An 18,776-nucleotide genomic window follows, 5' to 3' on the forward strand; every position below is an offset into this window, starting at 1 on the left:
GCGCGGCACCGCTCAGCGGTTCAGTCCGCGCGGCACCGCTCAGCACTTCATCCCGCGCGCCCCCGGCAGCGCCTTCTCGATCCACGCGCGGTCCGTGGCGATCCCCTTCCCCGTCGTCCACAGGTCGGGCATGGACCCGCCCTCAGGGATCCCGATCAGCGCCCGGTCGCCCGCCCGCAGCCGCGGGTCCACGTCTGTGTCGACGGACATCACGAACGTGATCCTCCGCTTGCCCTCGGCGGGCTTGAAGTAGCGGGACACGTCGAACGTGATCCGGTCCCGGGTGCCGCCGGGCAGCGCATCGACGCGGTGCACGGTGCCCTCGACGATGAGCCGCGCGCAGGCCACGTAGCCCTCGCGCGACCGGCTTTCCCCGGAGCCGTCCGCGTCGTCCTGCGCCTCGTCCGGGGCCCGCGAGGCGTCCGGGGCCGACTCTCCCGCGGAGAGGTTCGGCGCCCTGTGCTTCGCGTCGCCGCCCGCCATGTCGCCGTCCCCGGTCCCGGCGTTCGCCCCGAGCCAGACGAGGCCGCCCAGCATTCCGGCGGCGAGCGCGGCCGCGAGGGCGAGGACGGCGCGGCGGCGGGCGGCGCCGGGCTGCCGGAAGGGGGTGGCGGGCGGCAGCGCGGGCGCGGGCCCGTCCGGGGCCTGTGGCCCCCGCGCCAGCGTGTCCCCCACGATCCGCAGCTGCTCACGCAGCGCCTCGACGTCGGCGACGGCCGCCGCGTGCTCGGCCATGAACCGCTCGTCGCCGCGCACGGCGTCCGGCACCGGTGTGTCCGTGACCGCCAGCGCCAGCGCGTCGACGGCGTCGTCACTCTCCTCGTGCGCCACGGTCACACCACCTCTCCCTCGTGCAGCCGCGTCCGCAGCATCCGTACGGCCGCGTGCAGCCTGCTCTTGACCGTGCCCTCCGGGATGCCCAGCTCGGCCGCGATGTCCCGGACCGGCAGATCGGCGTAGAAGCGCAGCACGACGACCTGCCGCTGGCTGTCCGGCAGCGCGTCGAGGCCCTGCGCCACGGCCAGCGCGAGGACCCGCGACTCGGCGCCGTCCGCACCGGCCTCCGCGGGGCGCAGCGCGGCGAGCCGTTCGCCGAGCCGCTCCTGGCGGCGCCGGGCGCGGTGGAAGTCCATCGCCCAGTTCGAGGCGACCACCGCGGCCCACGCGGACACGTCCCGCGGCGCCTGCTCCCCCTTCGCCGCCCGCTCCAGGAGCCGCAGCCTGACCTGCTGCACCCCGTCCTGCAGTTCCCCGTGCGGGACCCCGCCGAGCGAGAGGACCGCCCGGACCCGGTCCTCCTGGGCCGGGTCGAGCGGGTCGGCGGCCTCCGGGGCGCCTGATCCCCCCTGCCCGTGTGGTCCGCGGCGCGTGATTCTGCGCAGCAATGGCCCTCCCCCTCGTCGCGCGCGTTCCCGCGTCTCCCCTAGGACGCCGGAGCGGGCCGAAACGTTCGCGCGGATGTGGCGTCCCGCACCTCGGACAATGGATTGGACAAAGCGGCCGTGGACAGACGCATCATGGAGCGGCGGCAGCACCCCTGGTCGGACGGCCGCACGCCCGGGCAGGAGACTGCCGCAGCCAGGCACGCAACTACGGAGGGACCCCTGTGAAGGTCGGAATCGTCGGAGCCACCGGTCAGGTCGGCACGGTCATGCGCAAGATCCTCGTCGAGCGTGAGTTCCCGCTCGACGAGCTGCGCCTGTTCGCCTCGGCCCGCTCGGCCGGCTCGGTCCTGGACGGGGTGACGGTCGAGGACGCCTCGACGGCCGACTACACGGGCCTGGACATCGTCCTGTTCTCCGCGGGCGGCGCCACCTCCAAGGCACTCGCCGAGAAGGTCGCCTCCCAGGGCGCCGTGGTGATCGACAACTCCTCCGCCTGGCGCCGCCACCCCGAGGTGCCGCTGGTCGTCTCCGAGGTGAACCCGCACGCCATCGCGGACCGCCCCAAGGGCATCATCGCGAACCCGAACTGCACGACGATGGCCGCGATGCCGGTCCTGAAGCCGCTGCACCTGGAGGCGGAGCTGACGTCGCTGGTCGTCGCCACCTACCAGGCGGTGTCCGGCTCCGGGCTCGCGGGCGTCGAGGAGCTGTTCGAGCAGGTCAAGAAGGTCGGCGACGACGCGCCGAAGCTGACGCACGGCGGCGACCAGGCGGAGTTCCCCGAGCCCGACAAGTACGTCGCGCCGATCGCGTACAACGTCCTTCCGATGGCGGGCTCGATCGTCGACGACGGTCTGAACGAGACCGACGAGGAGCAGAAGCTCCGCCACGAGTCCCGCAAGATCCTGGAGATCCCGGAGCTCAAGGTCTCCGGCACCTGTGTCCGCGTGCCCGTCTTCACCGGCCACTCCCTCCAGGTCAACGCCCGCTTCGCGCGGCCGCTGTCCCCCGAGCGCGCCACCGAGGTCCTCGCGGGCGCGGAGGGCGTCGTCCTCACCGACGTGCCGACGCCGCTGGTCGCCGCGGGCCGCGACGAGTCCTTCGTGGGCCGCATCCGCGGCGACGAGACCGTCGAGAACGGCCTCGCGTTCTTCATCTCCGACGACAACCTCCGCAAGGGCGCCGCGCTGAACGCGGTGCAGATCGCGGAGCTGGTGGCGGCGGAGCTCTCGGGTTCCTGACCCGGCGGGTTCCGGCGCCGCCGGATCGGCTGGGCGACCGGTAAACACGCTGGTCGCAGGGGATCGTTTCATCACCCACGGATGAGTGAAACGGCGCATGCGTCCCGGGCGGGTCCGGGCAGTACCTCGGTGCACCGACCGCACCACACAAGGGAAGTTCATGCGCCGTATCACCGCCGTGGCCGCCATGGCCGTCGGAACCCTCGCCCTCGCCGGAGCGCTCGCCGCCCCGGCGAGCGCCGTACCGGACCCCGTAGCCACCGTCGACTGTGCCGTCACGGAAGTCACCGGTCTCGTCGACCTCGCCAGCCCCGGCGTGCCCGCCGAGGTCCCCGGCACGGGTTGCCTGGCCCCGTGACCTGACGACCTCAGGCCCGGGACACCACCGCGCCCGTACGGACCCCGACCAGGTCCGTGCGGGCGCGGTGCCGTTCCGTGGCGTCACTCCTTGCCGTTCCGGGCAACGGCCACCACCCCCAGCGCCACCACCGCGAGCCCGCCGCCGACCAGCAGGACGTCGCTCACGCCGATCCCGTCGGCGACCCGGCCCCCGGTCAGCGCGCCGACCGCGATGGCCACGTTGAACACCCCCGCGAACAGCGCGGACGCCGCTTCCCGCGCTCCCGGCGCGGCCGCCATCACCCAGTTCTGCGAGGACACCGACACGCCTCCGTAGGCGAGGCCCCACGCGACCAGGAGCACCACCGAGGCGACGAGCGAGCCCCCGGCGGGGACCAGCAGGAGCATCACGGCGCCGAGCGCCGCCGAGATCAGCAGGAGCGCGCGGCGCGGGTCGCGGGCGGCGAGGGAGCCGCCGAGGAAGTTCCCGGCGATCCCGGCGACGCCGTAGACGAGCAGCAGCCCGCTGACGAGGCCCGCGCCGAGGTCCGGCACCCGCTCCAGGACGGGTCGCACATAGGTGTACGCGGTGAAGTGGCCGACGACGAGCAGCGCCACCGCGATCAGGCCGATCCGCAGCCGCGGCATCCGCAGCAGCTCCGGGAAGACGCCGAGCCGCACCGGCTCGGCGGGCGGCAGCGGCGGCAGGACGACGGCGAGCAGCACGGCGACGGCGACACCGAGCACGGCCACGGCGCCGAACGCCCAGCGCCAGCCCGCGAGTTCACCGAGGAAGGTGCCCGCGGGCACGCCGAGCACCGACGCCACGGCTATCCCGCTGAAGATCACGGCGGTGGCCCGCCCGATGGACTCGGTGCGCACCAGCCGGACGGCGAGGGAGGCGGCGACGGCCCAGACGCCGCCGATGCACAGGCCGACGACGATGCGGGCGCCGAGCAGCACCGCGAAGGTCGGCGCGAGCGCGGACAGCAGGTTCACGGCGCCGAGCAGCAGCATCAGCCCGCACAGCACCGCGCGCCGGTCCGCGCGGCGGGCGGCGACGGGCAGGAGCAGGGCGGCGAGGGCCGCGACGAGGCCGGGCAGGGTGACGGTGAGCCCGGCGGTGCCGTCGCTGACGTGCAGCCCGTCGGACAGGGAGGTGAGCAGTCCCACGGGGAGCATTTCCGTGGTGACGACGGAGAAGGTGGCGGCCGCGACGGCGACGACGGACAGCGGCAGGGACCGTCGTCCGGTGGGGACCGGCGCGGTTTCAGTCACGGTTTTCATGAGGACAAGACAACGCCCGAGCGGTCACCGGGAACAACGTCGGACCTCTCATCCTTGAATGAGCGTGGCTCATCGATCGAGGGACGGGGCGAACGCGTATGAGTGGGCTCGAGGTCCGGGAGCTGGAGTGTTTCCTGGCGCTGGCCGAGGAACTGCACTTCGGCCGGGCGGGTGAGCGGCTCTACGTCTCGCAGAGCCGGGTCAGCCAGCTGCTCGCCGCACTGGAGCAGCGCATCGGCGCACGCCTCGTGGAGCGTACTAGCCGCCGGGTGCGGCTGACCCCGCTCGGCGAGCGTTTCCACGCGGAACTGCGGCCCGCGTACGCGGAGTTGGCGGACGTGGTGGGGCGGGCGCGGGAGTCGGCACGGGGGGTGGCGGGCCGGATCAGGATCGGCTTCCAGGGGACGGCGGACGCGCGTCTGATGGAGGCGATCACGACGTTCCAGAAGCGGCATCCGGGGTGTGTGACGGAGATCGTGGAGGTGCCGTTCGCGGACCCCTTCGGGGCGGTGCGCCAGGGTGATGTGGACGCGGCGATCGTGCTGCTTCCGGTGGCGGAGCCCGAGCTGGTGCTCGGCCCGCTCTTCTCACGGCAGCAGCAGACGGTCGCGGTGTCGGTACGGCATCCGTTCGCGTCCCGTACGTCCCTTGCCGCGGCCGAGCTCGCCGACGTGCCCCTGATCTCGGCGGCGGCGCCCGCTCCCGGGTACTGGCGCGAGGCGCAGGCGCCGTCGGCCGTGCCCGCGCCCGCCGTGCGCACCCTCCAGGAGGGGCTGACGCTGGTGGCGGCCGACCGGGGCGCGATGCTGCTGTGCCGTCCGACGGCGGAGTACCACGGGCGGCGGGACGTGGTGTTCGTGCCGGTGGAGGGGGTGCCGGACTCCGTGCTCGGCCTGGTGTGGCACCGGGACGGGGAGACGGAGCGGGTGCGGGCGTTCGCGCGGGCGGTGGCCGGGGCGGGGGCGGCCGACGGGGAGGCGTCGGCCGCCTGATCGCCCGCGGCTCAGGCGGGGCGCCTGACCTCGAAGTGGAAGCAGCCGTACTCCACGGCGCGGACGTGCACCAGGGCGACCTGGGGGTCGGCGAAGGCCTCCGTGAGGGCCTCGTCGAAGGCCGCCGTGGTGTCCTCGGGGGTCTCCACGAGGCGGCCGCCGACGATGTTGCCGGCGGCGTCGTAGCGGCGGAACGTGCGCAGGGCGCCCGGGCGGACGTACGGGTACTCCGGCGGGGTCGGGGCCGGGCCCTCGCAGGGGTCCGCGTGGATGAACACCGGGCCCTGCTCGTCGTACGCGCCCGGGTCCGCGCCGGTTTCCGCCGCCCAGCGGCGCAGGGGGGCGTACGCGACCAGGGCTATGCGTTCGCCCTGCCGGGCGGGGCGCAGGCAGCAGCGGAGGGGGTCGCCGCCCTCCGGGTCGGTGAACGGTACGCAGGGGCGGCCGGCGTCGTCCTTCTCGCGGAGTTGCTTGAGGGTGTCGGGGGTGAGGGGGCGCGGGGCGAATGCTGTGCTCATGCCCCCAGGTTCACCCCCGCGCTGCGCCCCGGCTGGCGGTTTCCGGACGCCTACCTCCCCCCGGACGGGCTCTCTCCCACCCGCCCGCCCGAACTCGCACCGGCCTGCCCGGCAGCCCGGCACCCTCAGCCCCGCCGGGGGCACCCCCGAATCGGCGCTCCGCGCCTCGTCCTCAAACGCCGGACGGGCTCTCTCCCACCCACCCGCCCCCACCATTACTGCGGCCAGGCAGTCGGCACCGTCAGGCCCGCCCGCCCCGCGACACCCCTCCCGCCCGCCCGACAGCACCTCTCCGGCCAGCCCCGCCGCACCTCTCCGGCCCGCCCGGCACATTTCAGCCCGCCCCATCCCCATCCAGCCCACCCATCCCCATCCAGCCCGCCCCATCCCCATCCAGCCCACCCATCCCCATCCAGCCCGCCCCATCCCCATCCAGCCCGTCCGCCCCCATCCAGCCCGCCCCATCCCCATCCAGCCCGTCCGCCCCCATCCAGCCCGCCCCTGCCCTATCCAGCCCGTCCGTCACCATTCAGCCCGCTCCGCGGCGCCTTTCAGTTCGCCTCGGGGCAGTTTTCAGCCCGTCCGGCGTTTGAGGACGAGGCGCGGAGCGCCGATTCGGGGGAGGGCTGGCCCAGCCGCCGCCGGACGACTGCCTACGGGGTCCAGGGGCGGAGCCCCGGGATCGGAGAAGGGGTGGGACTGGGGAGCCCCCGGCAAGGACTACACCCCCCACGACCCCCTCCCGTTCAGCTCCGCCACATCCGTCCCCGTCGTCCACCGGTACGCCGCGTCGAGCTCGGCCAGCTCCTCGGGGGTGAGGACGTCCTCGACCCGGTCGAACCCCTCGGGGGCGCGCTCGGCGACGACTTGGAGGAGCCGGTCGGCGGGCATGCGCCGGTTGGCGAGGACGAGCGCGGCCGTGGCCTCCCGCCGGACCTCCTCGTAGGCCCGGAGCCCGGCCACCCGGTCGGGCTCGTTGACGGCGAGGCTGCGCGCGAGCACCCGCGCGTCGAGGACGGCCTGCGACCCACCGTTGGACCCGACGGGGTACATCGGGTGGGCGGCGTCACCGAGGAGGGTGACGGGCCCGCGCCCCCACCGCGGCAGCGGCTCCCGGTCGACCATCGGGTACTCCAGGATGCGCCGGGTAGCGGCGAAGAGCGCGGGCACGTCGAGGTCCCCGATCCGCCACCCGGCGAAGTAGGGAAGGACGTCGGAGAGCCGCCCGGTCCGGTTCCAGTCGGCGGCCCCGGAGATCGCCCCGTGCTCGACGGGGAACCGCACCTCGGCGACCCAGTTGAGCAGCGCGCGCCCCCGCCGCTCGGCCTCGCCCGAGATGGGGTAGACGACCAGCTTGGCGTGCGCGTTGCTGCCCGCGATGGCGACGGTGCGGCCGCCGAGGACGGGGTCCCACTCGGCGACGCCGCGCCACATCCGGATGCCGTTCCACAGCGGCGGCCCCTCCCCGGGGTGCAGCCGGGCGCGGACGGTCGAGTAGAGCCCGTCGGCGCCGATGAGGGCCCGGACCCGCACGGCGTGCTCCCGCCCGCGCGCCAGGTCCCGCAGGATGACGCGCAGGAGCGGCCCCTCCGTCTCGGCGCACCGCACGAACGACGTGCCGGTGACGACGGCCCGTTCGCCGAGGCGTTCGCGCACCGCTTGGAGGAGGATCATCTGCAGGGCGCCGCGGTGGATGGAGTACTGCGGCCAGTGGTAGCCGAGGGCGTGGCCGCGCGGCTCGCCCCAGATGCGGTTGCCGTGCCGGTCGTAGTGGACCATCTGGGCGGTCGCCACGCCGGTCGCGGCCAGTTGCTCGCCGAGGCCGAGTTCGGTGAGTTCGCGGACGGCGTGCGGCAGCAGGTTGATGCCGACGCCGACGGGCCTGAGGACCTGCACGGGCTCGACGACCCGCACGCCGATCCCCGCCGCGTGCAGGCTCAGCGCCGCCGTGAGCCCGCCGATGCCCGCGCCCGCGACGAGCACGTCGGCGTTCGCGGCGTTCATGGCGCTCATGGCCGCCGCACCGCCCGCCCGACCTCGGCCCGCAGCTTCACGAACTCGGGCAGGCCGCGGGTGCCGATCTGGTCGCGCGGCGCGGGAAGTTCGACGCGCAGCTCGCTGTGGACGCGGCCGGGGGCGCCGGTGAGGACGACGACGCGGTCGCCGACGTACACGCTCTCGTCGATGTCGTGGGTGACGAGCAGGATGGTCATCCCGCGCCCGTCGCGGCCGCCCTCCGACCCCCCGCCCGACCCCCCGCCCGACCCGCCGCCCCCGCCCCCGCGCACCGCGAGCAGCAGGTCCTCCAAATCCTCCCGGGTCTGGGCGTCGACGGAGCCGAACGGCTCGTCCATCAGGAGCAGCGCGGGCCGGTAGGCGAGCGCGCGGGCGATGGCGACGCGCTGCTGCATGCCGCCGGAGAGCTGCCACGGGTACCGGCCCGCGGTGCCGTCGAGGCCGACCTGGGCGAGGGCCTCCTCCGCGCGGGCGCGGCGCTCGGCGCGGGCGAGGCCGCGGCGGCGCAGCGGCAGCGCGACGTTGTCGCGGACGGTCAGCCACGGGAAGAGCGAGCGCGTGTAGTCCTGGAAGACGACGGCGAGGTCGTCCGGTACGCCGTCGACGTCCCGGCCGCCGACGGCGACGCGGCCCTCGCTCGGCCGCTGCAGCCCCGCGACGCACCGGAGCAGTGTGGACTTGCCGCAGCCCGACGGCCCGACGATGCTCACCAACTCGCCGCTGGCGACGTGCAGTTCGATCCCTTCGACGGCCCGGTGCCCGTCGGCGTAGCGATGACTGAGCCCAGCGATCTCCAGCATCCCCTGTTCCCCCTGTCCCCCTGTTGCCAACTGCCTTGCGGTCTAAGTGATGTGAGGGTCCGTGAGGCCCTCGCGTTCCCCGTGCGCCCCCGTGGATCGCGGCCGGTCCGCCGCCCCGCGGGGGCCGGGTGGTCTAGGTGCCCGTCCGCCGTGCGCCCCGGTGCCAGGCCAGGGCCCTGCGCTCGACGAGCAGGAAGAGTCCGTTCAGTACGCAGCCGATGCCGCCGAGCAGCACGATCCCGGCCCACAGCCGGTCCGGCCTGAACTCCCGCTCGGCGGCGTTGAGCCGGGAGCCGATGCCCTCACCGGACCCCATCAGCTCGGCGATGACCATGAGGATCAGCGCGAATCCGAGCGCCACCCGGAGCCCCGCGAAGATCTTCGGCGCGGCCCCCGGCAGGACGACGTACCAGAGCCGCGCGAGGCGTCCGAGGCCGAGCACCCGGGCGGTGTCGAGCTGCAGCGGCTCGACGGAGCGCACGCCGTCGGCGGTGTTCAGGAGCACCGGCCACACGACGCCGAAGACGATGGCCGCCAGCTGCATGGACGTGCCGAGCCCGAAGGCGACCATGAAGAACGGGATGAGCGTGGGCGGCGGCACGGCGCGCCCGAACTGCAGCACCGGGTCAAGCACGTGGAAGGCCACCCGCGAAAGCCCGATCCCGACGCCCACGGCGATCCCGACGGCCCCCGCGACGGCCCAGCCGAGCAGCAGATGACTGAGGCTCGGCGCGAAGTCGTCGACGGCGAGGTCACTCAGCCACAGCCGCGAGGGCGGCCCGGACCACCACAGTTCCCGCATGGTCCGCACGATCCGCGTGGGCGGCGGAAAGTACAGGTCCTCGGCCCGCCGAGCGGCCAACTCCCATACGAGTACGAGGAGTACGAGCAGCCACCCCCGGGCGAGCACCCCGAGACCGACCCGCACCACCCGCCCGGCACCGGGGCGCCCCATGCGTCCGCGAACGCCACCACCCGCACTCATCGCCCCGCCCCAGCCTTATCAAGCCCGTCCGGCGATTGAGGACGAGGCGCGAAGCGCCGATGGCGGGGGTCCGGGGGCGCAGCCCCCGGTTTCGGGAAGGGGCGGGCTTGGGGAAACATCACCCTTCCCAACCCCACCAACCCCGCGTTGGCCACAACCCCAAGAACCCCCGCCCAACACGCCCCCGCCACCATCAGATCCGGCCGCCCGCCCCCGGACTGCGAGTCGAGCAGATAGACGCCGAGTCCCCCCTCACCGCCGGCCCGCAACTCCGCACTGACCGCCACGATCAACCCCACGGACGCGGCGACCCGCACCCCCGTGAGGACGAAGGGCCCCGCACTCGGCAGCGAGACCCGCCACACCACGGAGAGCGGCCCGAACCCGAAGGACCGCAGGGTCTCCTTGGCGACGGGGTCGACGTCGCGGAGCCCGTACAGGGTGTTGAGGAGGATGGGCCACAGCGCGGCGTAGCAGACCAGGGACCGCTCCACCCGGTCGGGCTCGACGAAGACGAGGATGGCGAGCGGGATGAGGGCGACGGAGGGGATGGGGCGGGCCAGCTCGACGACGGCGAGGGCGGCGGCGCGCAGGCGGGGCAGGGAGCCGAGCAGGAGCCCGGCGGGCACGGCGAGGGCGACGGCGAGGGCGAGCCCGCCGAGCCAGGCGGAGACGGTGGTCCAGAGGTCGTCGAGGAACCCGTCGTCGGCGGCCATCTCGGCGGCGCGGGCGAGGACGGAGGAGGCGGGCGGCAGGGCCTGGTCGTCGAACGCACCGCTGCGGGCGACGAGTTCGACGAGGAGGAAGGCGCCGCAGAGGCCGAGCGCCCCCAGCAGGACCCGCCCGGACCTGCGCTCGACCAGGCCCCCGGAGCGCGCACCGGCGCGCGTGCGAGCGCGCGCCCCTGATCCCGGGCCGAGGCCCGGGCCGGAGCGCGCGTCCCGTTTCACCGCATCGCCCCCCGCGCCCCCCTCGCCACGCACCCCGTGACCACCCTCACGGCCCCGCACGCACGAGCAGCGGCTCCACGTCGAGGTCCCGCTTCAGGTAGCCGAACTCCCGCATCAGGGTGACCACGCGTCCGAGCCGTGCCGGGTCCAGCGCCGCGGGGTAGCCGCCGAGGTTCAGCTGGGCGGCCTGGTCGGCGGTGATCTTCGTGTACTCCGGGAGGGTGTCGACGACGGCCGACCGGTTGGCGGCCTGGCGCTGGGCGCGGGCCATGGCGCGCTGGAAGGCGGCGACCGTCTTCGGGTTGTCCTCGGCGAAGGACGCCGTGGCCGCGTACCCGGCGATGGGGAAGCCCGCGGTCGGCGGCTTGCCGAGGTCGGCGACGACGCGCCCTGCGCCGGACCGCTCGATCGCGGAGACGAACGGCTCGACGGCCTGCACGGCGTCGACACTGCCGGACTTCAGGGCGGTCTCCATGTTCGGCATGTCGACCTCGGCGAAGTTCTTGTCGTCGTCGAAGGTCGCGCCCTCGGCCTTGCCGGCCTTCTTGACGAGGAGGGCGCTGATGTTCCGCTTGGTGTTGACGCCGATCTTCTTGTCCTGGAGGTCCTTCAGGGACTTGACCGGCGAGTCCTTGGGGACCAGGACCGCGTGCGTGCGGGGCGCGGACTGGAAGGCGTCGGAGACGATGCGGACGTCGATGGCCTTGTTGGCGTGGGCGAGGAAGTACGAGACGTAGTTGCCGAAGGAGATGTCGAGGGCGCCCGCCCGCAGCCGGCTGACGGACTCCGCGCCGCCGCTGAGCGTGGTGGTGCGCACGGTCAGCCCCTCGGCCTTGAAGAAGCCCTTGCGCTGGGCCATCTCCAGGGGCGCGGTGTCGGCGACGGGCATGGTGCCGACGGTGATCCGGGTCTTCTCCGGGCCCTTGCCGTCAGCGCCGTCCGAGCCGCCCGAGCCGCCCGACCCGTCCGACGAGCCGCAGCCCGCGAGGGCGCACAGCAGCAGCGCGACGACGGGCGCGCCGCGTAACCGTGCCCGGCTCCGTGACCGCCGCGGCCCGCGCGGGCCCTGCGCACCGCGTGCACCCCTTGCCATAAGCATCTGCTCCCGACCGTTTCAGCCCGCTTCAGGCCGCTCCTTGACCTGAGCCGACGCGCGGATGCTAACGGCCGCGCGACCTGAGAACAATGGCCCGGAGCGGGCGGCGACGGCACATGGAAGGATGGCGGGAAACATCGCAAAAAGTTCGCAAGTCGTACCGAGGAGATGACCGCGTGCCCGGCACCAATCTGACCCGCGAAGAGGCGCAGCAGCGGGCGAAGCTGCTCACCGTTGACTCGTACGAGATCGATCTCGACCTCTCCGGAGCGCAGGAGGGCGGGACGTACCGGTCGGTGACCACGGTGCGTTTCGACTCCGCCGAGGCGAACGCCGAGACCTTCATCGATCTGATCGCCCCGGCCGTCCACGAGGTCGTCCTGAACGGGCACGCGCTGGAGATCGGCGCGGTCTTCCGGGACTCCCGCATCGCGCTGCGGCACCTGGCGCAGGGCGCCAACGAGCTGAAGGTCGTCGCGGACTGCGAGTACACCAACACCGGCGAGGGCCTGCACCGCTTCGTCGATCCGGTCGACCAGCAGGCGTACCTGTACACCCAGTTCGAGGTCCCGGACGCGCGCCGCGTGTTCGCCTCCTTCGAGCAGCCCGACCTGAAGGCCACCTTCCAGTTCACCGTGAAGGCGCCGTCCGGCTGGACCGTGATCTCGAACTCGCCGACGCCGGAGCCCAAGGACGACGTCTGGACCTTCGCGCCGACGCCGCGCCTGTCCACGTACGTGACGGCGCTCATCGTCGGCCCGTACCACTCGGTGCACAGCGTGTACGAGAAGGACGGGCAGTCCGTCCCGCTCGGCATCTACTGCCGCCCCTCGCTCGCGGAGTTCCTGGACGCGGCCGCGATCTTCGACGTCACCCGACAGGGCTTCGACTGGTTCCAGGAGAAGTTCGACTACGCCTACCCGTTCGCCAAGTACGACCAGCTGTTCGTGCCGGAGTTCAACGCGGGCGCGATGGAGAACGCGGGCGCGGTGACGATCCGCGACCAGTACGTGTTCCGCTCCAAGGTGACGGACGCGGCGTACGAGGTGCGGGCCGCGACGATCCTGCACGAGCTGGCGCACATGTGGTTCGGCGACCTCGTGACCATGGAGTGGTGGAACGACCTGTGGCTGAACGAGTCGTTCGCGACGTTCGCCGAGGCGGCCTGCCAGGCGTACGCGCCCGGGTCGAAGTGGCCGCACTCCTGGACCACGTTCGCGAACTCCATGAAGACCTGGGCGTACCGGCAGGACCAGCTGCCGTCCACGCACCCGATCATGGCGGACATCCGCGATCTGGACGACGTGCTCGTCAACTTCGACGGCATCACGTACGCCAAGGGAGCGAGTGTCCTCAAGCAGCTCGTCGCGTACGTCGGCATGGACGCGTTCTTCAGCGGCGTGCAGGCGTACTTCAAGCAGCACGCGTTCGGCAACACGCGCCTGTCCGACCTGCTCGGCGCCCTGGAGGAGACCAGCGGGCGTGACCTGAAGACCTGGTCGAAGAAGTGGCTGGAGACGGCCGGCATCAACGTGCTGCGCCCCGTCGTGGACGTCGACACGCAGGGCGTCATCACGTCCTTCGCCGTCAAGCAGGAGGCCCCCGCGCTGCCCGAGGGCGCCAAGGGCGAGCCGACGCTGCGTCCGCACCGGATCGCGATCGGCTTCTACGACCTGGACGACGAGTCCGGCAAGCTGCTGCGCACGGACCGCGTCGAACTGGACGTCGACGGCGAACTGACCGCGGTGGACGCCCTGGTGGGCAAGCACCGGCCCGCCGTGATCCTGCTCAACGACGACGACCTGTCGTACGCCAAGGTCCGGCTCGACACCGAGTCCCTGGCCTTCGTCACCGAGCACCTGGGCGACTTCGAGGCCTCGCTGCCGCGGGCGCTGTGCTGGGCCTCCGCCTGGGACATGACGCGTGACGCCGAGCTGCCGACGCGGGACTACCTCTCCCTCGTCCTGTCCGGCATCGGCAAGGAGTCCGACATCGGCGTCGTGCAGTCGCTGCACCGGCAGGTGAAGCTGGCGCTCGACCTGTACGCCGCCCCGGCGGGCCGCGAGGCCGCGCTCACGCGGTGGACCGAGGCGACCCTGGAGCACCTGCGGGCGGCCGAGCCGGGCGGGGACCACCAGCTGGCGTGGGCGCGCGCGTTCGCCGCGACCGCCCGCACGGAGTCCGACCTCGCGCTCCTGGAGGGCCTGCTCGACGGCTCGGAGTCCATCGAGGGCCTGGCCGTCGACACCGAGCTGCGGTGGGCGTTCGTGGCGCGGCTCGCCGCGACCGGGCGGCTCGACGAGGCGGGGATCGCCGCCGAGGCCGAGCGCGACAGGACCGCCGCGGGTGAGCGGCACGCCGCCGCGGCGCGGGCCGCGCGGCCCACCGCCGAGGCCAAGGCCGCGGCGTGGGCGTCCGTCGTCGAGTCGGACAAGCTGCCCAACGCCGTGCAGGAGGCGGTGATCTCCGGCTTCGTCCAGACCGATCAGCGGGAGCTCCTCGCCCCCTACACGCAGAAGTTCTTCGACGCCGTGAAGTCCGTCTGGGAGTCCCGGTCCCACGAGATGGCCCAGCAGGTCGTGGTCGGCCTGTACCCGGCCGTCCAGGTGTCCCAGGAGACGATCGACGCGACGGACGCGTGGATCGGGGCCGCGGAGCCGACGGCGGCGCTGCACCGTCTGATCACGGAGTCCCGTGCGGGCGTCGAACGCGCGCTGCGGGCGCAGGCCGCCGACGCGTAGCCCTGGCCGGGCGGTTCACGGACGCCGGGGGCGGGCTGGTCGCGCCCGCCCCCGGCACCGGCCCCCCGGTAGGGACATCTCCCACCCGCCCACCCGTCACCCCCTACCACGGCCGCGACCGCCCCGGGCGACCTCGCCCTCGACGACGGCCCCTGCCCGCCCCATGGCCGGCCTCTGTGGCCGAGCCCGCCTGGCGTCTGCGGGCGAGTAGTTGCCGCACCTCGCTGTGGGCAACTGGGCCGCCCAGAGGGCGGAACGGGTGGGCACAGCCCAGGACTAGGGTGCCCCTTACTTCAAGGGGACGTAGCCCCACGCAGCGCCGCCAGGACATGGCTCACCGCCGGGGATCCCTCCGCCCCGCGCCGTACCGCGGCCACCACATGCCGATGCGGTCGCTCCGCCGGCTCCCGCATCACCACCTCACCCCTCCCGAAGGCTCCGGCCATCCGTGGCACGAGCGCCACCCCCATCCCCGCCCCCACCATCGCCAGAATCGCCTCCCACCCGGCCGCGCTGTGCGCCTGCTCGGGCACGAAGCCCGACGCCTCGCACGCGGCCCGCGTGATCTCGGACCAGGGACCCGAGCCGCCGAAGATCCACGGCTCGTCGGCGAGGTCGGCGAGGCGCAGGGCGTCGGCGCGGGCGAGCGGATGGTCGAGGGGGAGCGCGACGTCGAGCGGGTCGGCGAGGAGGGTGACGCGGGTGAAACGCCCGTCCCGCCCCCGGGGCGCCTGCGCGGCGAGGGACAGGGCGAGATCGACGTCCCCGGCGGCGAGGAGTTCGTAGGCGGCCCCCGCCTCGGCCTCCCGCACCCGCACCGAGATCCCGGGGTGCGCCACCCGCAGGGCCCGTACGGCGGGCACCACGAGCGCGGGCACGGCGGTGGAGAAGGCCCCGACCCGCACCTCCCCGGCCTCCCCCTTGGCATAGGCCGCCAACTCCGCGTCGGCCCGCTCCAGTTGGGCGAGGACGGCGTCGGCGTGGACGAGCAGGAGCCGGGCGGCGCCGGTGAGCCGCACCCGGCGACCGTGGGCTTCAAGGAGCGGCACGCCGACCTGCTTGGCGAGGTTGGAGAGCTGCTGCGACACGGCGGAGGGGGTCATCAGGAGGGCCCGCGCCGTCGCGGTGACGGTCCCGCGCTCGTCGAGGGTGCGCAGGATCTGCAGCTTCTTGATGTCCCACTCGGTCATGGCGTCAACGTACCCGCGCACCAGCCGCTACTTCCCGCCCGCCGACCCGAGCACCACGCCGCCGAGGATCAGCCCCATGCACATCACCTGGAGCCACCCCATGCCCTCGCCGAGGAGGGCGAAGGACAGCAGGGCCACGCACACCGGCTGGAGGTAGTAGACGACGCCCGCGCGGGCCGCGCCGATGACGGAGATGGCCTTGTTCCAGGCGAAGAAGGCGACCGCGGAGGACACGACGCCGACGTACAGGAGCGGGGACACGGTCGCGGCCGTCGGTTCGAAGCCGCCCTGCACGGCGAGGCTGACGAGGAAGACGGGCAGCAGCATCAGCGCGCCGAGGACGAAGGTGCTGAAGAGAAAGGGCAGTCCGGCGATCTCGGCGGGCCTGCGGCGCAGGAGCGCGCTGTACGAGCCGAAGGCGACGGCGCCGCCGATCACCCACAGGTCGCCCACCGCGAGGTCCATGGCGAGGGAGCCGCCGCTGACCAGGAGCAGGACGCCGGCGCAGGCGACGAGCATGCCCGTGACGCGCCGCGCGCCGAGCCGGGCACCGCCGAGGCGTTCGTACACCGCCATCAGGACGGGCGACGCGGCCATGATCATGCCCATGTTGCCCGCGGTGGTGGTGACTCCGGCCTGGTTCACCAGGGTGTTGTAGACGGCGACGCCGAGGAAGGAGGCGGCGAGGAGGAAGCGGAAGTGCTCGCGGAGCAGGGCCCGTTGGCGCCAGGTCTGCCGCGCCGCGAACGGGGCGACGGCCGCGATGGCGACGATCCAGCGCCAGAACGCGTGCTGGATCGGCGGGACGCTGTCGGCGAGGGCGCGGGAGGTGACGAAGCTGCCCGACCAGACGACGGTCGCGAGCGCGGCGAGGGCGAGTCCGACGCCGAGCCCCGCGGCCGCGGTACGTCCACCTCCCGCGCCCCGCACGCTCGTGTCGCCGCCGCCGTTGCTCCGGTCCAGTTCCAGGACGCTCGCCACTGGTATCTCCTTGCCTCTCTCCCCGGTACGGGGCGCTCGCCCGGCCCCGCTGCGGGGCCGGCTGAGCTACCGTCGCAGCCCGGAACCGCTCAGGTCCATCGAATCTTTCCGATCGTTCTTTGAAGCTGAGCTGAACGATTCCTGAGCGGGGACCCCGGGGATCCGCACCTTCGGCTGAGACGGCGACTGCGACTCCGGCTCGGCCTTCGGCCGCGGGCGCAGTTGGCCGAACACCGTCGCCCCGAACGCGAGCGCCATCCCCGCCACCTGCACCGCCGTCAGCGACTGGCCGAGCGCCGCCCAGCCGATGACCGCGGCCGTCAGCGGCGACAGCGGGCCGAGGAGGCTGGCCTGGGTGGCGCTGAGGCGGCCGATGCCGCGGAACCACAGCCAGTACGCGACGGCCGTGCCGGCGAGGGACAGGTAGAGGTAGCCCGCGATGTTCCGGCCGTCGAGCGCGGGCGGCGCGCCCTCGACCAGGAACGCGACGGGGGCGATCAGCAGGCCGCCGACCGTCAGTTGCCAGGCCGTGAGCGCGAGCGGTCCGACACCGTCCGGACGGCCCCAGCGCTTGGTGAGCACCGTGCCCGTCGACATCGAGGCCGTCGACCCCACCGCCGCGAGCAGGCCGACCGCGTCCAGCGCCCCGGTGGCCTTCAGGACGACCAGGCTGACGCCGAGGGCCGCCGCGGCCGCGGTGAGCAGGGTGCGCGGGGTCGGCCGGTCGGCAAGGAGCAGGGCGGCGAGTCCGGCGACGAACAGCGGGCCGACGGAGCCGACGACCGCGGCCATGCCGCCGGGCAGGCGGTAGGCGGACAGGAAGAGGAGCGGGAAGAAGGCGCCGATGTTGAGGGCGCCGAGGACCGCCGACTTCCACCACCACTCCCCTCTCGGCAGGCGTCTGGCGAGCAGGAGGAGCAGCAGCCCGGCGGGCAGGGCACGCATCAGGGCCGTGAACAGGGGGCGGTCCGCGGGCAGGAACTCGGTGGTGACGGCGTAGGTGGAGCCCCAGGTGAGGGGGGCGTAGGCGGTGAGGAGGATGGCGGTGGCGCGCTTCATGACGGACGTCTCCCAGGACTGAGGGGCTCGCGGGACTCACGGAGGAAGCTGAGTCGTAAGTAGCTTAGTCGTAAGCTACTTATCGTCAACCCACTTGGAAGAAAGCAACTCAGTATTGACCCACTTGCTTGCAAGCTTCCGTATCTCGTGGATACTTCCCCCATGAACGCGAGCAACGTGATGTCCTCCCAGAGCGCGACGCACTCCGGAGAAGCGGCGGTCGCCGCCGCGCCCGACGGCGTCGACGCGATCATCGAGCAGTGGGCCGTCGTGCGGCCGGACCTGGAGACCACGCCCATGGAGGTCTTCGGCCGCGTCTACCGCACCACGCAGGCCATGGGCGACCGCATCGAGCAGGCGTACCGCCGCCTCGGCACCACGCGCGGGGAGTTCGACGTGCTCGCGACGCTGCGCCGGCACGGCGAGCCGTACACGCTCTCGCCGCGCCAGCTCTCCTCGACGCTGATGCTGACGACGGGCGGCATGACGGGGCGTCTGGACAAGCTGGAGCGGGCCGGGCTGCTGCGCCGCTCCCCCGACCCGCACGACCGGCGTGGCCTGCAGGTGACGCTGACCGAGGAGGGCAGGGAGCTGGTCGACCGGGCCGTCGTGGCGGGCGTCGAGGTGCAGCGCGCGGCGCTCACGGCCGCGGGGCTCGACGAGGAGGAGACGGCGCAGCTCTCGGCGCTGCTGCGCAAGCTGCTCGCCGGCTCGGGGCCCGGCGACGGCTCATGACGGCGGGCGGCGCCGGGGGTTCGTGAAACACCGGGGGTTCGTGAAACACCGAGGGCGCCCTTCGGCCTCGTACGAAGACGTCGGAAGTCGTCTGGGTACGAGGCCGAAGGGCGCCCTCGGCGGAGATGGGCAGAACCGGACAGCCGTGGAGACGGCTGGTCGGCGGACCCGCGTCGTCAGCTCTGCTTCTGCTGCTTGCGGGACTTGTCGCCGACCATGACCAGACCGGCGATCACCAGGAACAGCACGATCGGCGCGGCGACATACAGGCCGAGCGTCTCCATCACGCTCAGGCCCGGGCCCGGGTCGTCGCCGTCGTCGCGGTTGAGCGCGAGCGCGGGGGACGACATGAGCAGCATCATCAGCGTCGTACCGGCCGTCAGAGCACCGGCGCGCAGGGCGTTCTTCTTGTCCACGGTGCCCAACGTAGCGAACCGTCGCGCGGCCCGCGCGCCCGGGGT

General features: G+C 73.5%; 18 protein-coding genes. 5 read left to right on the plus strand and 13 right to left on the minus strand.

What is annotated here, in order from left to right; all coding sequences use genetic code 11:
• Positions 1-39 precede the first annotated feature (39 nt).
• Positions 40-837 (minus strand): hypothetical protein, encoded by a 798-nt coding sequence (locus AB6L24_RS38090; protein ID WP_405663804.1) that lies wholly within the window; start codon positions 835-837, stop codon positions 40-42.
• Positions 834-1,385 (minus strand): RNA polymerase sigma factor, encoded by a 552-nt coding sequence (locus tag AB6L24_RS38095; protein ID WP_405663807.1) that lies wholly within the window; start codon positions 1,383-1,385, stop codon positions 834-836. Before AB6L24_RS38095 ends, AB6L24_RS38090 begins: the two co-directional genes overlap by 4 nt.
• Before the next feature lie 221 nt (positions 1,386-1,606).
• Between AB6L24_RS38095 and AB6L24_RS38100 the strand changes: the two genes are divergently transcribed.
• Positions 1,607-2,626, plus strand: coding sequence for an aspartate-semialdehyde dehydrogenase (locus tag AB6L24_RS38100; RefSeq protein ID WP_380855157.1), 1,020 nt, complete (start codon positions 1,607-1,609; stop codon positions 2,624-2,626).
• A 160-nt stretch (positions 2,627-2,786) separates the two neighbouring features.
• Positions 2,787-2,984 (plus strand): hypothetical protein, encoded by a 198-nt coding sequence (locus AB6L24_RS38105; protein ID WP_405663810.1) that lies wholly within the window; start codon positions 2,787-2,789, stop codon positions 2,982-2,984.
• A gap of 83 nt (positions 2,985-3,067) precedes the next feature.
• On the opposite strand, the gene AB6L24_RS38110 is transcribed toward AB6L24_RS38105, so the two are convergent.
• Positions 3,068-4,252, minus strand: a complete 1,185-nt coding sequence (locus tag AB6L24_RS38110) for an MFS transporter (protein WP_405663812.1) — start codon at positions 4,250-4,252, stop codon at positions 3,068-3,070.
• 98 nt (positions 4,253-4,350) lie between these two features.
• On the opposite strand from AB6L24_RS38110, the gene AB6L24_RS38115 reads away from it, so the two are divergent.
• On the plus strand, positions 4,351-5,244 hold the full coding sequence (locus AB6L24_RS38115) for a LysR family transcriptional regulator (RefSeq protein ID WP_405663815.1): 894 nt from the start codon (positions 4,351-4,353) through the stop codon (positions 5,242-5,244).
• Between the two features lie 11 nt (positions 5,245-5,255).
• Here the strand turns inward: AB6L24_RS38115 and AB6L24_RS38120 are convergent, their stop codons facing one another.
• The 6 genes from AB6L24_RS38120 to AB6L24_RS38145 form a co-directional block, all read right to left on the minus strand.
• Positions 5,256-5,762 carry a DUF1203 domain-containing protein gene (locus AB6L24_RS38120; RefSeq protein ID WP_405663818.1) on the minus strand — a complete coding sequence of 169 codons (507 nt, stop codon included), beginning with the start codon at positions 5,760-5,762 and terminating at the stop codon, positions 5,256-5,258.
• A gap of 720 nt (positions 5,763-6,482) precedes the next feature.
• A complete protein-coding gene (locus AB6L24_RS38125; protein WP_405663821.1) occupies positions 6,483-7,775 on the minus strand; it encodes a flavin-dependent oxidoreductase in 1,293 nt (430 codons plus the stop codon).
• Positions 7,772-8,578 (minus strand): ABC transporter ATP-binding protein, encoded by an 807-nt coding sequence (locus tag AB6L24_RS38130; RefSeq protein WP_405663824.1) that lies wholly within the window; start codon positions 8,576-8,578, stop codon positions 7,772-7,774. The genes AB6L24_RS38125 and AB6L24_RS38130 overlap by 4 nt, the downstream gene beginning before the upstream one ends.
• Positions 8,579-8,711: 133 nt before the next feature.
• Entirely contained in the window at positions 8,712-9,533 is an 822-nt protein-coding gene (locus AB6L24_RS38135) for an ABC transporter permease (RefSeq protein ID WP_405663827.1), read from the minus strand.
• A gap of 26 nt (positions 9,534-9,559) precedes the next feature.
• Positions 9,560-10,513: an ABC transporter permease gene (locus AB6L24_RS38140; protein ID WP_405663830.1), complete on the minus strand. Its 954-nt coding sequence runs from the start codon at positions 10,511-10,513 to the stop codon at positions 9,560-9,562.
• A gap of 46 nt (positions 10,514-10,559) precedes the next feature.
• On the minus strand, positions 10,560-11,606 hold the full coding sequence (locus tag AB6L24_RS38145) for an ABC transporter substrate-binding protein (protein WP_405663832.1): 1,047 nt from the start codon (positions 11,604-11,606) through the stop codon (positions 10,560-10,562).
• A gap of 179 nt (positions 11,607-11,785) precedes the next feature.
• On the opposite strand from AB6L24_RS38145, the gene pepN reads away from it, so the two are divergent.
• Entirely contained in the window at positions 11,786-14,350 is a 2,565-nt protein-coding gene (gene pepN / locus AB6L24_RS38150; RefSeq protein WP_405663834.1) for an aminopeptidase N, read from the plus strand.
• Positions 14,351-14,643: 293 nt separating this feature from the next.
• On the opposite strand, the gene AB6L24_RS38155 is transcribed toward pepN, so the two are convergent.
• The 3 genes from AB6L24_RS38155 to AB6L24_RS38165 all read right to left on the minus strand — a co-directional run bounded on the left by AB6L24_RS38155 (position 14,644) and on the right by AB6L24_RS38165 (position 17,580).
• Positions 14,644-15,540 (minus strand): LysR family transcriptional regulator, encoded by an 897-nt coding sequence (locus AB6L24_RS38155; RefSeq protein WP_405663837.1) that lies wholly within the window; start codon positions 15,538-15,540, stop codon positions 14,644-14,646.
• Between the two features lie 27 nt (positions 15,541-15,567).
• The gene (locus tag AB6L24_RS38160) at positions 15,568-16,470 is read right to left on the minus strand and encodes a DMT family transporter (RefSeq protein WP_405664507.1); all 903 of its coding nucleotides are present in this window, start codon (positions 16,468-16,470) and stop codon (positions 15,568-15,570) included.
• Between the two features lie 117 nt (positions 16,471-16,587).
• Positions 16,588-17,580 (minus strand): EamA family transporter, encoded by a 993-nt coding sequence (locus AB6L24_RS38165; protein WP_405663839.1) that lies wholly within the window; start codon positions 17,578-17,580, stop codon positions 16,588-16,590.
• Positions 17,581-17,760: 180 nt separating this feature from the next.
• On the opposite strand from AB6L24_RS38165, the gene AB6L24_RS38170 reads away from it, so the two are divergent.
• Positions 17,761-18,315: a MarR family winged helix-turn-helix transcriptional regulator gene (locus AB6L24_RS38170; protein WP_405664508.1), complete on the plus strand. Its 555-nt coding sequence runs from the start codon at positions 17,761-17,763 to the stop codon at positions 18,313-18,315.
• Positions 18,316-18,491: 176 nt separating this feature from the next.
• On the opposite strand, the gene AB6L24_RS38175 is transcribed toward AB6L24_RS38170, so the two are convergent.
• A complete protein-coding gene (locus AB6L24_RS38175) occupies positions 18,492-18,731 on the minus strand; it encodes a hypothetical protein (protein ID WP_030363363.1) in 240 nt (79 codons plus the stop codon).
• Positions 18,732-18,776 lie beyond the last annotated feature (45 nt).

Source organism: Streptomyces sp. RK9, assembly GCF_045070545.1.
Taxonomy (GTDB): domain Bacteria; phylum Actinomycetota; class Actinomycetes; order Streptomycetales; family Streptomycetaceae; genus Streptomyces; species Streptomyces alboflavus.